Source organism: Bacillus sp. (in: firmicutes) (genome assembly GCF_031983925.1).
GTDB lineage: Bacteria > Bacillota > Bacilli > Bacillales > Bacillaceae_G > Bacillus_A > Bacillus_A pacificus.
Map to the genome: position 1 here is coordinate 229,138 of NZ_DALYZR010000003.1, position 14,546 is coordinate 243,683.

The window sequence follows — 14,546 nt, forward strand, 5'->3', positions numbered from 1 at the left end:
GATTCTCGAATATATATTACAAAAGGGAGGGGATACTGTGTCATTTTTGTTTGTTCTGTCGACTGCTATTATTTTATTGTTTGTTTTATTCACTTTATATTATTACATTGCCAGTAAGAAAGAGGTTCCCCACCATCAATTGTTAGAAGAAGAATTAGAAGGAGAAGAATGACGCCTTGTATACAAGGTGTCATTTTTTTCGCCAAAATAGTCACTGTTAACGTATTTCTCACAAAAAAATGTAATTTTTCTTAACTTAGTCCGCAAAAATAGTGAACATGTAGCATATATCAGTAGTGCGGGCAATACAATGGTATAAACCAAAGCAAAGAGAGTGTTTGAGGTGAGAAATCGTGAATCATTTCATTATAAATCCAAGAATGTTTAACGCTTACAAACAGCACTCACACTTACTTCTTAGTCGTATGCAGCGAGGCTCATTTCACCCTTCTCACATCCAATTTAGGGAGGCGAGTGGTGTGCACGATTACATCAAAGAGAGAACTATCAAGATTGGTAAGTATATCGTGGAGACAAGAAAGACAGTGCGTGTCATTGCAAAGGAATTTGGGGTATCAAAGAGTACAGTCCATAAAGATTTAACGGAACGTCTACCAGAAATTAATCCAGAGCTCGCAAATGAAGTGAAAGAAATTCTTGATTATCATAAGTCTATTCGTCATTTAAGAGGCGGAGAAGCAACAAAACAAAAGTATAGAAAAGAAGATGTAGAAAAGCCGGTACGTCAATAAATATGCGATCGCAAACATTCCGTTTCAATTCGGTAATATTTTTCAGAAGAATTCTTTTTGCGAATATTACGTTTCTGTTAAATTTATGATAAAATCAGAAATTAGGTGTAAAAGAATTCGGGTGTAACCTGATTTTGAATATCGAGGAGGAAAAAACGGGAATGTTTGCGCGAGATATCGGAATTGACCTAGGTACGGCTAACGTATTAATCCATGTTAAAGGTAAGGGTATTGTATTAAATGAGCCATCTGTTGTTGCTATTGATCGTAACACAGGTAAAGTATTAGCAGTAGGTGAAGAAGCAAGAAGTATGGTGGGACGTACGCCTGGTAATATTGTAGCCATTCGTCCACTAAAAGATGGTGTAATCGCAGATTTCGAAATTACAGAAGCAATGTTAAAGTATTTCATTAACAAATTGGACGTAAAGAGCTTCTTTTCAAAACCTCGCATTTTAATTTGTTGTCCAACAAATATCACATCAGTAGAACAAAAAGCAATTCGTGAGGCTGCTGAACGTTCAGGTGGTAAAACAGTATTTTTAGAAGAAGAACCAAAAGTAGCCGCAGTTGGTGCTGGTATGGAAATCTTCCAACCAAGCGGTAACATGGTTGTTGATATTGGTGGAGGTACAACAGATATCGCTGTACTATCTATGGGTGATATTGTTACCTCTTCCTCTATCAAAATGGCTGGCGATAAGTTTGATATGGAGATCTTAAACTACATTAAACGTAAGTATAAGCTATTAATTGGAGAACGTACTTCAGAAGATATTAAAATTAAAGTTGGTACAGTATTCCCAGGTGCACGTAGCGAAGAACTTGAAATTCGCGGACGTGACATGGTAACAGGTTTACCACGTACAATTACAGTATGCTCTGAAGAAATTACAGAAGCATTAAAAGAAAATGCGGCTGTTATTGTACAAGCTGCAAAAGGCGTACTAGAGCGCACACCACCAGAACTATCAGCGGACATCATCGATCGCGGTGTTATTCTAACAGGCGGTGGAGCTTTACTACACGGTATCGACATGCTTCTAGCAGAAGAACTAAAAGTACCAGTATTAATTGCTGAAAACCCAATGCACTGCGTTGCGGTTGGTACAGGTATTATGTTAGAGAATATCGATAGATTACCAAAGCGTGCTTTACGATAAAATGAGAGGAACTAAGGTGTAAACCTTAGTTCTTTTTTTGTATTTTTATTTTTTTATTTCGATTTTTTGAGAAAATAGAAGAAAAATAAAGAAAAACGAAGAATATAGGTAAAATATTCATATATATGGTTAAATTTAATATTTCCGTATTTGAAAACGTTTATAATATAATGAGTCGAATACGACATTAAGGCAAATCATGTGTTAATATATATTGCCTTTCCCTAATCTGGGCATACACTCTTTTCTACCTCCGTGTCAGTTGCAAGGATATGCAACTATTTTAAGAGAATAGAGTGTATGCATTTTTTTATAAATAGGAAGTAACGTTTCACTTTACCCCGCTATTTGTCGGGCAGTAAGGCTTCCGCCTCAAAATTACGTGAATACAAGAAAGTTAGGTGGGAAATCAACTGCCCGTAAAAGCCCGATTGGTTCAACTAATAATCAGTGGGAAAAGGCGCCCACTGATTAAAGTTTCACTTTATAATGACAAACAATAAACAAAATGGGATAATAAACAATATGTCCAAGTGGTAAGACCAATATTACAAAAGGGGCGATTGTTATATGTTAAATATAGAACAAATTAAAGAAATCATTCCTCACCGCTATCCATTTTTACTTGTTGATAAAATATTAGAAGTAGATGAAGGAAAAAGGGCGGTTGGAATTAAAAATGTATCCGCAAACGAAGAATTCTTTAACGGGCACTTTCCTGACTACGCAGTTATGCCCGGTGTACTTATTGTGGAAGCATTAGCACAAGTTGGAGCAGTTGCTGTATTAAAGAAAGAAGAAAACCGCGGAAGACTTGCTTTCTTCGCAGGTATCGACAATTGTCGTTTCAAAAAACAAGTACGTCCAGGTGATCAACTTCGTCTAGAAGTAGAAATGACGCGTGTACGTGGTCCAATCGGAAAAGGAAAAGCAATCGCAACAGTAGATGGTGAAGTTGCATGTGAAGCTGAAATTACATTTGCGATTGGTGATAAAAAAGAATAGATGTGAATTAAAAAAATTCTTCTGCAACATGCAGGAGAATTTTTTTAATTCATATATTTTTGTCCGAAATATTAAAATACAGATTAATCAGAATTCTTGTTGTAAATGAATGGAAGTTCGTATATAATGACGCTATAAATATCTTGAAATTAAGATAAATGATAGCGCGATAAAAATAGAGACGCGGTTGTCACATTATAAAGGGTATGAGATAGGACAAAACTTATTATGATTGGTTATGATGAAGTGTAGAGGAAAGTGATGGAGAAAATTAACAGTATAAACAAATGAAAAATGAGCGTAGCATATCGAACATAGAGAGATAAAGGGGAAAGTGTCGCATTTTGAAAAGAGGAGATCATACCATGTTCGGGAGAAAAAAAAGAAAACCATTACGACAATTAATTACACATAAAGAGCCTAAGTCACGCATTACGGAACAGTACCGTAACATCCGTACAAATATTGAATTTACATCTGTAGATAATCATGTTCGTTCTATTATTGTTACTTCGGCAGATCCAGGCGAGGGGAAAACAACGACAATTGCGAACTTAGCAGTTGTTTTCGGACAACAAGGAAAGAAAGTCTTACTAATCGGAGCTGACTTGCGTAAGCCAACAATTCAAAACTTATTTGCTGTTCATAGCCCTAATGGCTTAACGAACCTATTATCAGGACAAGCAAAATTGATGCAATGCATTCAAAAAACAGATATAGAGAATGTATACTTAATGACTTCAGGTCCAATCCCGCCAAACCCGGCTGAACTATTAGGTAGCCGGGCAATGGACGAGCTATTACTAGAAGCATATAACATGTTTGATATTATTTTAATCGACACACCACCAGTCCTTGCGGTTACCGATGCACAACTCTTAGCGAACAAATGCGATGGAATCGTACTGGTCGTACGTAGTGAAAAAACAGAAAAAGATAAAATCGTAAAAGCGAAACAAGTATTAGATAAAGCATCAGGCAAAATACTTGGTGTCGTTTTAAATGATAAAAGAGAAGAAAAGGAGCAGTATGGTTATTACTAAAATATGAAAAGGCCAACAAAAATTTTTGTTGGTTTTTTGTTGTTTTCTGAAAATTCTTTATCAAGTTACACAGTTTAAAAAGCATGATAAAATAAAAATTTTGGAAAATGATTGGAATGTGTTGTCATATTTAAGATTATTTTGTAAGATTAAACTTGTTTCTTATGAACAAATATAGAACTGAATTATTAAAAATAAAAAATGTAAGATTTATATGTTATAATTTTTCCTATGTGTAAATTTTAGAAAGTTGGAGGAACCTATGGAAGAAACAATTAGCCTAAAAGAGTTATTTCATATCTTAAAAAAACGTTTAGCAATGATCCTCGTAATCGCCTTTGGTGTAGCTATTGTAAGTGCTATCATTAGCTTTTTCTTCATGACACCAATCTATCAATCTTCGACGCAAATTCTTGTTAACCAGAAGAAACAAGAAGGTGCAGCAATTCAGTACAATGAAGTACAAACGAATGTTCAATTAACAAATACATATAAGGTTATTATTAAAAGTCCGGTAATCTTAGAACAAGTTAAGGAAATGCAAGGTTTAAATATTACCATCCAAGAACTAAATAAAAAAATTGAAGTGGTAAATGAGAAAGATTCACAAGTAGTTACATTAATGGCTCAAGATCAGGATCCGAGATTAGCTCGTGATATTGCAAATACTACAGCTGAAGTCTTTAAAGGTGAGATAGCAAAAATTATGAATGTCGATAACGTAACAGTGTTATCGAAAGCAGAAGTTGCGGAAAATCAATCGCCAATTAAACCACGTCCGATGTTAAATGTGGCAATTGCCTTCGTGGTTGGTGTAATGGCTGCAGTTGGTCTTGCATTCTTACTAGAATACTTAGATAACACAGTAAAAAAAGAAGAAGATGTAGAAAACTTACTTGGTTTACCAGTGTTAGGTATTGTAGCTCGTATGGATGAAGAAACAACGAACGTGAAATCACACGCTCCATCATCAAGAAAAGTGAGGGGACAAACAATTGGCTCTTAATTTATTTAAAAAGAAAAAAAATCATCGTCAACGTCGTCAATTAATTACTCATCAACAACCGAAATCACCAATTTCAGAACAGTATCGTAATATTCGAACAAACATCGAATTTGCAGCTGTTGATAAAAATTTACATTCATTAATGGTAACATCTGCGAACCCAAGTGAAGGAAAAACAACGACGACAGCGAATATGGCAGTCGTGTTCGCCCAACAAGGAAAGAAAGTATTATTAATTGATGCAGATATGCGTAAACCAGCGATGCATCAAATGTTTCAAGTAGATAATATTTTCGGGCTAACGAACGTATTAACGCATAGTGAACGTTTAGAAAAATGTGTACAAACAACATCAGTTGATAATCTGCACTTTTTAGCATGTGGGCCAATCCCGCCGAATCCTGCAGAATTGTTAGGATCAAAATCAATGCAGGAGCTTCTTGCACAAGCATACAGTACGTACGATTTAGTTATTTTCGATTTACCACCGATTTTAGCTGTTACTGATGCGCAAATTATGGCAAATGTATGTGATGCTTCTATTCTTGTCGTTCGTAGTGAATCGACAGATAAAGAAACCGCAGTAAAAGCAAAAGGTCTACTAGAATCAGCAAAAGGTAAATTGTTAGGTGTTGTCCTGAATGATCGTGAACGTGAACAGGGCTTATATTATTACTACGGTGCAAATTAATTAAAAGAGTGAGATATGGGAAGAACATATCTCCTTTTTTTCCTTGAATATGAGGAATATCTCATATTCAAGGAAAAAAAGATTACTATAAACGAGGGAGGACAAAACAAATGATTGATTTACATTGCCACATTTTATCTGGTATCGATGACGGTGCACAGACAATAACTGATAGTTTAGCAATGGCACAGCAAGCTGTGGCAGAAGGAATACATACAATTGTCGCAACACCACATCACCAAAATGGGAAATATGTAAATGAGCGTGCTTCTATTATTCATCAAGTGAAGCAATTAAATGATGAATTACAACAACATGAAATCCCGCTGAAAGTTTTACCAGGACAGGAGGTCAGGTTATACGGTGGTTTATTAGAAGACTATGAAGCTGGTAAAATCGTTACTTTAAATGAAACAAACAAATACATATTCATTGAATTTCCATCTAATCATGTACCTCGTTATACAGAACAACTATTTTATGAACTACGTGTAAAAGGAATGATCCCAATTATCGTTCATCCCGAACGTAATGCCGAGTTAATCGAGCGGCCAGATAAGTTATATAACCTTGTCAATAAAGGCGCATTAACACAAGTGACAGCAGGCAGTCTCCTAGGTAAATTCGGGAAAAAAATTAAAAGATTTTCACTACAACTTGTTGAACACAATTTAACGCATATGATTGCATCAGATGCACATAACACAACGTCAAGAGGATTTCATTTAGAAGAAAGCTATGAACTAATAGAGAAAGAATTCGGCACAACTGTTATGAATGATTTAAGAGAGAATCCGTATTTAATCATTAGCGGGAAAGCAATTTATAAAGAAGATCCAGAACAAATTCGTCGTAAAAAATTGTTTGGTATTTTTTAAATAAAGAATTGGTGATGTCTCCTAACCGTTATCAACGGAGGCACTCGGTCGTGCTGTGGGTAGAAATTTTATTTCATGCCTACCTTAGACGCTTGTCGTCGGGAGTATGACGTGAGGATGGGTTAGATGCCCATAATTTATTTATGTTAGAAACTCTACTTATGGAGTTGTAAAGACGAACCTATAAGTAGGGTTTTTGTTATTGTTACATATGGATGAAGTAATATATTTTGGGGGGACTAGATTTGAAAAAAGTAAGAAAAGCAATTATTCCAGCTGCGGGACTGGGGACAAGATTTTTACCGGTAACAAAGGCAATGCCGAAAGAAATGTTACCAATTGTTGATAAACCAACAATTCAATACATAGTAGAAGAAGCGATAGAATCAGGAATTGAAGATATTATTATTGTTACTGGAAAAGGAAAGCGTGCGATTGAGGATCATTTTGATCATTCATTCGAACTAGAGCAAAACCTTTTAGAAAAAGGAAAGTATGAAATGCTTGAAAAGGTACAAGCTTCTTCAAAAATTAATATTCATTACATAAGACAAAAAGAACCAAAAGGTTTAGGACACGCAGTATGGTGTGCACGTAAATTTATTGGAAATGAACCATTTGCGGTATTACTTGGTGATGATATTGTACAAGCTGAAACGCCATGTTTACGTCAATTGATGGATCAATATGAAGAGACACAGTCGTCAGTTATCGGTGTACAAACAGTACCCGAAAATGAAACACATCGTTATGGTATTATCGATCCAATTGAAAAAAATGAACGTCGTTATCAAGTGCGTCAATTTGTTGAAAAGCCAGCAGAAGGTACAGCACCATCGAATTTAGCGATTATGGGTCGTTACGTATTAACACCAGAAATCTTTATGTTCCTTGAGGATCAGCAAACAGGTGCTGGTGGAGAGATTCAATTAACAGATGCAATTCAACGTTTAAATGAAATTCAACGTGTATTTGCTTATGATTTTGAAGGTATTCGTTACGATGTTGGGGAGAAGTTTGGATTTATTAAGACGACAATTGAGATGGCACTACAAAATGAAGAATTAAATGTAGAGTTAATGAAGTATATGAAAGAACTTGTAAAAAAGGAAGAGGCACATTCATAAGGGAATGGCCTTTTTATTATCAATAAGATAGGAATTATATAAAGAAGGGAACATGTATATTGAGTTATCGAAAACGGCTCTCATTATTAATTTTATTAGATTCATTTATTGTATTAACTGCCGTGTATTTAAGTTATTGGTTCATACATCCAAATATATTAAGCAAAATTCCTACGACAGTAATTATTAGTTCTATTACATTATTGTGTAGTCATCATATTTTTGCTGCTATTTATAAGCTTTATAACAAGGCGTGGGAATATGCAAGTATTGGGGAATTAAAGCAAATATTTAAAGCAATTACACTTTCCATTATTGTAACAGCAATTGTACAACAAATTATAAATCATGATATTTATGTTCGAATTTTAGTAATCGCATGGATGTTACACTTATTATTAATTGGTGGTTCACGTTTTGTATGGCGTATGTTCCGTGATACGTATATTACTAAAGCTGCTGATAAAAAACGAACACTAATTATTGGTGCAGGTTCAGCAGGGACAATGGTAGTACGTCAATTACAACATAATAAAGAAGCAGATCTATATCCAATTGCATTTGTTGATGATGATAGAAATAAACAGAAATTAGAAATTTATAATGTGCCGGTTGTGGGTACAACAAATCATATTCAAGAAATTGTGGAAGATAACGATATTGAACATATTATTATTGCAATTCCTTCTTTAAATAGAAATCAAATAAACGAGATCTTTGAGAAGTGTAGAAAAACGAAGGCGAAAACGCAAATTGTACCAATGCTTGAAGATCTTTTAGATGGCAAAGTTTCTGTTAATGAATTCCGAGATGTACAAGTGGAAGATTTATTAGGAAGAGAGCCAATCCAATTAGATGATGCAGGAATTGGAGAAAAAATTGCTGGTAAAACAATTTTAGTAACTGGTGCTGGTGGATCAATTGGATCAGAAATTTGCCGTCAAGTAATGAAGTATAAACCAGCAAAAATCGTACTTTTAGGACATGGTGAAAACAGCATTTATAATATCGAAATGGAAATGCGAGTTACGTATAAAGATACAGTTGAAATTACGACAGAAATTGCTGATATTCAAGATCGTCATAAAATCTTTGAAATCATGAAAAAACATCAGCCATATATCGTATATCATGCAGCGGCACATAAACATGTACCTTTAATGGAACGTAATCCTGAAGAGGCTGTAAAAAACAATATTTTTGGCACAAAAAATGTAGCAGAAGCTGCAGATACATTTAAAGTAAATACGTTTGTTATGGTTTCTACAGATAAAGCTGTAAATCCAACGAATGTAATGGGAGCTACGAAACGATTTGCTGAAATGCTTGTTCAACATATGGCGTCTGTAAGTACAGGTACGCGATTTGTAGCTGTTAGGTTTGGTAACGTCCTTGGAAGTAGGGGAAGTGTAATCCCGCTATTTAAGAAGCAAATTCAAAAAGGCGGACCTGTAACAGTTACTCATCCTGATATGATTCGTTACTTTATGACAATACCAGAAGCTTCTAGGTTAGTAATTCAAGCTGGTACACTAGCTAGAGGTGGAGAATTATTTGTTCTCGATATGGGAGACCCAGTAAAGATCGTGGATTTAGCTAAAAACTTAATTACCCTTTCGGGGTATTCTATTGAGGAAATTGGAATTGAGTTTACTGGATTAAGACCAGGTGAAAAAATGTATGAAGAGTTATTAAATGAGGGTGAGATTCATCCAAAGCAAATATTCCCTAAAATTCATATAGGAAAGGCTGTTTTAATGGATCAAACGATTCTAAGACAGTTTATGAATGATTTTGAAGGAATTAGTAAAGAAGAAATAAGAGAACGATTATTAGATATTGCAAATAATAAAGTTAATTTAAACAACTAATTTAAGGGAAGGAAGTTTTTTAAATGGGAGACAGAATATTTCTTTCATCACCACATATGAGTGATGAAGGGTATGAAATGCATTATGTTAAGGAAGCTTTCGATACAAATTGGATTGCACCACTTGGGGAAAATGTAAACGGGTTTGAAAGAGAACTAGCCGAGAAAGTTGGTTCTAAAGAAGCTGCAGCACTGTCTTCTGGGACAGCTGCAATTCATTTGGCTTTAAAAGCAGCGGGAGTAGGGGAGGGAGATATTGTTTTCTGCCAAACACTTACATTCTCAGCTACTGCCAACCCTATCATTTATCAAAATGCTACTCCTGTTTTCATAGATAGTGACTATGAAACTTGGAATATGTGTCCTAAAGCTTTAGAAGAAGCTTTTAAAAAATATCCGAACGTAAAGGCAGTTATCGTAGTTCATTTATACGGTCTTTCAGCAGATATGGATAAGATTGTTGCACTTTGTAAAAAGTATGATGTGGCTTTAATTGAAGATGCTGCAGAATCTTTAGGAACGTACTATAAAGGGAAGCATACTGGAAGTTTTGGTGATTATGGTATTTTCTCTTTTAATGGAAATAAGATTATTACAACCTCTGGTGGTGGTATGCTCGTTTCTAATAATGAAGAAAGAGTTTCAAAGGTAAGGTTCTGGGCTACTCAAAGTAGAGATCAAGCGAGACATTACCAACATAGTGAATTAGGTTTTAACTATCGCATGAGTAATGTAGTTGCTGGTATTGGTAGAGGGCAGCTTAAAGTATTAGATCAAAGGGTTCAGAAGAAAAGATACATATTTAATTTTTATAAGAGAGAATTAGAAGGGCTTGAAGGTATTGAATTTATGCCTAGTAATGAGTGGAACGAACCAAACTATTGGCTAAGTTCTATGACACTAAACGGTAAGATTCGCCCAATTGATGTAATGGAAGCTCTTGAAAAAGAAAATATTGAATCTAGACCAGTTTGGAAGCCAATGCACTTGCAACCATTCTTTGAGAAATATGATTTTGTTGGTACAGATGTGTCGGAGAAACTTTTTGAGAATGGTGTTTGCCTACCAAGTGATACAAAAATGACAGATAAAGACTTAGATAGAGTTGTGAAAATTATTAAAGGGTTGTGGATAGTGTAATGAGGAGTTCTAAAGTTGGCATCTATGGACGGTTTATAAAAAGACCAATGGATTTTATACTATCTTTAATTGCTATTATAGTATTAAGTCCAGTGTTTCTTATAGTTTCTATACTTGTAAAAACGAAATTAGGTAGTCCAGTTTTATTTAAACAAAAAAGACCAGGACTTAATGAAGAAGTTTTTATGATGTATAAATTTAGAACGATGACGGATGAAAGAGACGCTGATGGTGAACTGCTTTCAGATGATATAAGGCTAACAAAGTTTGGGAAATTCTTGCGTTCAACTTCCCTTGATGAGTTACCTGAACTATTTAATATTCTTAAAGGAGATATGTCAATTGTAGGACCAAGACCTCAATTGGTCCGTGATATGGTATTCATGACTCCAGAGCAAAGAAAGAGACATAGTGTTTTGCCAGGGCTTACTGGGTGGGCTCAGGTTAATGGTCGAAATTGTGTTACTTGGGAAGAAAAATTGAATTTTGATTTGCAATATATTAATGATATTTCTTTTTTAGGAGATTGGAGAATAATTTTTATAACAATTTCTAAGGTGTTTAAGAGGGATGGAATAAGTACTGAAGGTATGGAAACAGCTGAGGATCTTGGTGATTATTTGTTAAGAATAGGTCAGATTGATAAAGAAATGTACATTAGAAAAATAGAAGAGAGCAGAAAATTAGGTTGACAAGAGAGATGGTGCGGAAATGATAAATGCGAATAGAAAAGATGTTTTAGTTTCAATAATCACCCCTGTATATAATTCTGAAGAATACATAGGTGATACTATCAAAAGTGTGCTATCGCAAACACATGAAAATTGGGAAATGTTTATTGCTGATGATTGTTCCCAAGATAGCACTGCAGAAGTTATAAGCCAATTTAAAGATGAGCGGATTAAATACTTTAAGTTGGATGAAAATGCTGGCGCTGCGGTGGCAAGAAATAAAGCTTTAGAAAAAGCAAATGGAAATTTTATTGCATTCTTAGACGCAGATGATATGTGGAAGCCTGATAAATTGCAGAAACAATTAGAATTCATGATTAAGGATAATATAGGATTTTCGTTTACAGGATATGAGATTTTAAAAGAAGAAGAAAATAAAGTTATTAAGGTTCCTTCTCAGCTCAATTATAGCCAATTTATGAAAAATACAATTATAGGTACATTGACTGTTATGATTAACGTTGACATTGTAGGAGAAGTAAGATTGGTTAATGTAAAGAAAGATCATGATTCGATGACATGGGCTAAGATCCTCAGGGAAGGGAACCTAGCATATGGTTTAGATGAAAGCTTAGCTTATTATAGAAAAGTTGAAGGTTCAATTTCAAATGATAAATTTAAGGCTGCTAAAAATCATTGGAATAACTGTAGAAATATTGAGAAATTATCATTGCCCAAATGTCTTTACTATTTCTTTTTTTATGGAATTAATGCAGTGAAAAAGCATTATTTTTAAAAAACTTTTTTGTGAAAATTTTTTTAGAAAATTAGGGACATATGGAAATTGTCTATTGAGGTGCTTTTATGTATAAAGTCGGTGTATGTGGACACTTTGGGGGCGAAAAAAATCTCCTTAATGGTCAGACGGTAAAAACGAAATTATTAACTAAAGAATTAAGACTAGCCCTTGGAACACAAGATGTAAACATAGTTGATACCCATGGGTGGAAAAAAAATCCTTTTAAGTTATTTTTGGATTGTTATTTTTTAATCCGGAATTGTGAGAATATAATCATTTTACCTGCGCAAAATGGAATTAGTGTCTTTGTACCATTGTTCTTATTTTTAAATAAGATATATAAAAGGAAGTTACATTATGTTGTTATTGGTGGATGGTTACCTAATTTGCTAAGTGAAAAACAAAAACTTAAAAATCAAGTCAGCAAGTTAGATGGAGTATATGCAGAAACAACCAGTATGATAAAATCGCTTCAGCAAATAGGCCTAAATAATGTGCAAAAGCTTGTAAACTTTAAGCGTTTAAATATTCTTTCAAAAAATGAACTTTGTTTCTCAAATGGAAAGCCATTAAAGTTGTGTACTTTTTCTAGGGTAATGAAAGAAAAGGGAATTGAGGATGCGATAAAGGTAGTAAAGAATATTAATACCTTAAGAGGGGAAGTGAAGCTTACACTTGATATATATGGGCAAATTGAAGAAGACTATAAAGAAAGATTTGAAGAGTTACAACATAGTTTCCCGGACTATATATCATATAAAGGTAGTGTAGATTTTGATAAAAGTGTAGAGATTTTGAAAGGCTATTTTGTATTACTATTCCCAACACATTTTAAAACTGAAGGGATACCAGGCACTATTATTGATGCATATGCTGCTGGAATTCCAGTGATAGCATCAAAATGGAATTCAGCAGATGAAGTTATTACTGAAGGAGTAACAGGGCATATATATAATTTTATGCATTTATCAGAATTAGAATTGCTTTTAAATTCAGCATTAGATGCCCCTGAAAATATGGAAAATATGAAAGAGAATTGTTTGAAGAAAGCCGAGGAGTTTTTACCAGAAAAGGTTATTGGTGATTTTATCCGAAATATGTAAATGATTATGTGTTTATGTCAAAAGGATAAATTAAGTGTTGTTAAGGTTAAATTTAATTTAGACGGATCATATATAAGGTAAATTAAGCATCGAGTAAGGGGCATGTTTGGAATGACAAAAGAAAATCAACCTAAAAGACTTTTATGTATTGTAAACACAATTAACGCAGGTGGTGCGGAAACCTTCTTAATGAAGCTATATCGTGCGTTGGATAAAACAAAATATCAAATGGACTTTTACTGTATGTCCTTAGAAAAAGGATATTATGAAGAAGAAATAAAGGAGTTAGGTGGAAAGGTTTATTATGCAGTGCCTAAATCTCAAAACTGGATTAAGGCTTTTCTTACATTAAAAAATGTTGTGAAAGAAAATAAGTATGAATATGTGATGAGAGTCTCACAACACTCATTGGCAACAGTTGATTTAATTGCAGCAAAAATGGGCGGAGCAAAAACTTTGGTACAAAGGTCTAGTAATTCTAATGCCGCTAGTGAAATTGGTAGAGTATTACATAATCTATTTAAATGGCTACCCATGACAATTCCCAATGTTAAGATTGCACCATCTACAGAAGCTGCAGAATATACTTTTGGTAAAAATTGTGTGGAGAATGGAAAAGCAATGCTTGTTAAGAACGCTATTCCTTTAGATTCTTTTCTATTTAATAAAGAAAAAAGAGAAAAACTTAGGAAAGAGCTTAACTTAGATGATAAATTTGTTGTTGGTCATGTGGGGAGATTTGATACTCAGAAAAATCATAGTTATTTAATCGATGTTTTCTCGGAAATAGTAAAAAGAAATGCCGATAGCATATTAGTTTTAACGGGAAAAGGTTCTCTTGAAAATAATATTAGAAAAAAAGTGGAAATGATGGGATTAGTTGAAAAAGTTATTTTCACGGGGGTTAGATCTGATGTTCCTGATATTATGATGGCAATGGATGTATTTATTTTTCCGTCGCTGTATGAAGGAATGCCTAATACAGTAATTGAAGCACAGGGTACAGGTTTACCTTGTATTATTTCAGATACAATTACTAGGGAGGCAGATATAACGGGGAATATAGAGTATCTTACCATTAATAAGGAACCAGAAAAATGGGCAGAAAAAGCTTTAACGTATTCAAATGGTTATGAACGAGGTAATGTACAAAAAGCTTTTGTTAAAAAGGGATATGATATTAATTTTGAATCAAAAAAATTGATGGAATTAGTAACAAAATAGATTGCTAATCAAATATGCTTAAACTTATTAGTTGTATAACCATTTATAAGAATGTAGCAGATCTTAATTAAAGA

At 34.1% G+C, this 14,546-nt stretch carries 15 protein-coding genes; all 15 read left to right on the plus strand.

Annotated features, from left to right (window positions below; translation table 11 throughout):
* Nucleotides 1-37: 37 nt before the first annotated feature.
* The 15 genes from RTP99_RS12755 to RTP99_RS12825 all read left to right on the plus strand — a co-directional run bounded on the left by RTP99_RS12755 (nucleotide 38) and on the right by RTP99_RS12825 (nucleotide 14,472).
* Nucleotides 38-172 carry a hypothetical protein gene (locus RTP99_RS12755; protein ID WP_000008906.1) on the plus strand — a complete coding sequence of 45 codons (135 nt, stop codon included), beginning with the start codon at nucleotides 38-40 and terminating at the stop codon, nucleotides 170-172.
* A gap of 307 nt (nucleotides 173-479) precedes the next feature.
* Complete coding sequence (gene spoIIID, locus RTP99_RS12760) at nucleotides 480-752, plus strand: sporulation transcriptional regulator SpoIIID (RefSeq protein WP_000544012.1); 273 nt, start codon at nucleotides 480-482, stop codon at nucleotides 750-752.
* A gap of 161 nt (nucleotides 753-913) precedes the next feature.
* Entirely contained in the window at nucleotides 914-1,915 is a 1,002-nt protein-coding gene (gene mreB, locus RTP99_RS12765) for a rod shape-determining protein (RefSeq protein WP_000457987.1), read from the plus strand.
* A gap of 570 nt (nucleotides 1,916-2,485) precedes the next feature.
* The gene (gene fabZ, locus RTP99_RS12770) at nucleotides 2,486-2,920 is read left to right on the plus strand and encodes a 3-hydroxyacyl-ACP dehydratase FabZ (protein ID WP_000931959.1); all 435 of its coding nucleotides are present in this window, start codon (nucleotides 2,486-2,488) and stop codon (nucleotides 2,918-2,920) included.
* 365 nt (nucleotides 2,921-3,285) lie between these two features.
* Nucleotides 3,286-3,963: a CpsD/CapB family tyrosine-protein kinase gene (locus tag RTP99_RS12775; protein WP_000467958.1), complete on the plus strand. Its 678-nt coding sequence runs from the start codon at nucleotides 3,286-3,288 to the stop codon at nucleotides 3,961-3,963.
* A 262-nt stretch (nucleotides 3,964-4,225) separates the two neighbouring features.
* A complete protein-coding gene (locus RTP99_RS12780; protein WP_000393162.1) occupies nucleotides 4,226-4,969 on the plus strand; it encodes a YveK family protein in 744 nt (247 codons plus the stop codon).
* Nucleotides 4,959-5,660 (plus strand): CpsD/CapB family tyrosine-protein kinase, encoded by a 702-nt coding sequence (locus tag RTP99_RS12785; protein WP_001207191.1) that lies wholly within the window; start codon nucleotides 4,959-4,961, stop codon nucleotides 5,658-5,660. Before RTP99_RS12780 ends, RTP99_RS12785 begins: the two co-directional genes overlap by 11 nt.
* Before the next feature lie 110 nt (nucleotides 5,661-5,770).
* Nucleotides 5,771-6,538, plus strand: a complete 768-nt coding sequence (locus tag RTP99_RS12790; protein ID WP_000566212.1) for a tyrosine-protein phosphatase — start codon at nucleotides 5,771-5,773, stop codon at nucleotides 6,536-6,538.
* Nucleotides 6,539-6,783: 245 nt separating this feature from the next.
* Nucleotides 6,784-7,665, plus strand: coding sequence for a UTP--glucose-1-phosphate uridylyltransferase GalU (gene galU, locus RTP99_RS12795; protein ID WP_000757828.1), 882 nt, complete (start codon nucleotides 6,784-6,786; stop codon nucleotides 7,663-7,665).
* A gap of 59 nt (nucleotides 7,666-7,724) precedes the next feature.
* Nucleotides 7,725-9,536 carry a polysaccharide biosynthesis protein gene (locus tag RTP99_RS12800; RefSeq protein ID WP_000122128.1) on the plus strand — a complete coding sequence of 604 codons (1,812 nt, stop codon included), beginning with the start codon at nucleotides 7,725-7,727 and terminating at the stop codon, nucleotides 9,534-9,536.
* 23 nt (nucleotides 9,537-9,559) lie between these two features.
* On the plus strand, nucleotides 9,560-10,675 hold the full coding sequence (locus RTP99_RS12805; RefSeq protein WP_000502776.1) for a DegT/DnrJ/EryC1/StrS family aminotransferase: 1,116 nt from the start codon (nucleotides 9,560-9,562) through the stop codon (nucleotides 10,673-10,675).
* Complete coding sequence (locus RTP99_RS12810; protein ID WP_001257886.1) at nucleotides 10,675-11,367, plus strand: sugar transferase; 693 nt, start codon at nucleotides 10,675-10,677, stop codon at nucleotides 11,365-11,367. The genes RTP99_RS12805 and RTP99_RS12810 overlap by 1 nt, the downstream gene beginning before the upstream one ends.
* A gap of 19 nt (nucleotides 11,368-11,386) precedes the next feature.
* Entirely contained in the window at nucleotides 11,387-12,142 is a 756-nt protein-coding gene (locus tag RTP99_RS12815) for a glycosyltransferase family 2 protein (RefSeq protein ID WP_000606280.1), read from the plus strand.
* 68 nt (nucleotides 12,143-12,210) lie between these two features.
* Nucleotides 12,211-13,248 carry a glycosyltransferase gene (locus RTP99_RS12820; protein WP_000278729.1) on the plus strand — a complete coding sequence of 346 codons (1,038 nt, stop codon included), beginning with the start codon at nucleotides 12,211-12,213 and terminating at the stop codon, nucleotides 13,246-13,248.
* A 111-nt stretch (nucleotides 13,249-13,359) separates the two neighbouring features.
* Complete coding sequence (locus RTP99_RS12825; RefSeq protein WP_000159725.1) at nucleotides 13,360-14,472, plus strand: glycosyltransferase family 1 protein; 1,113 nt, start codon at nucleotides 13,360-13,362, stop codon at nucleotides 14,470-14,472.
* Nucleotides 14,473-14,546 lie beyond the last annotated feature (74 nt).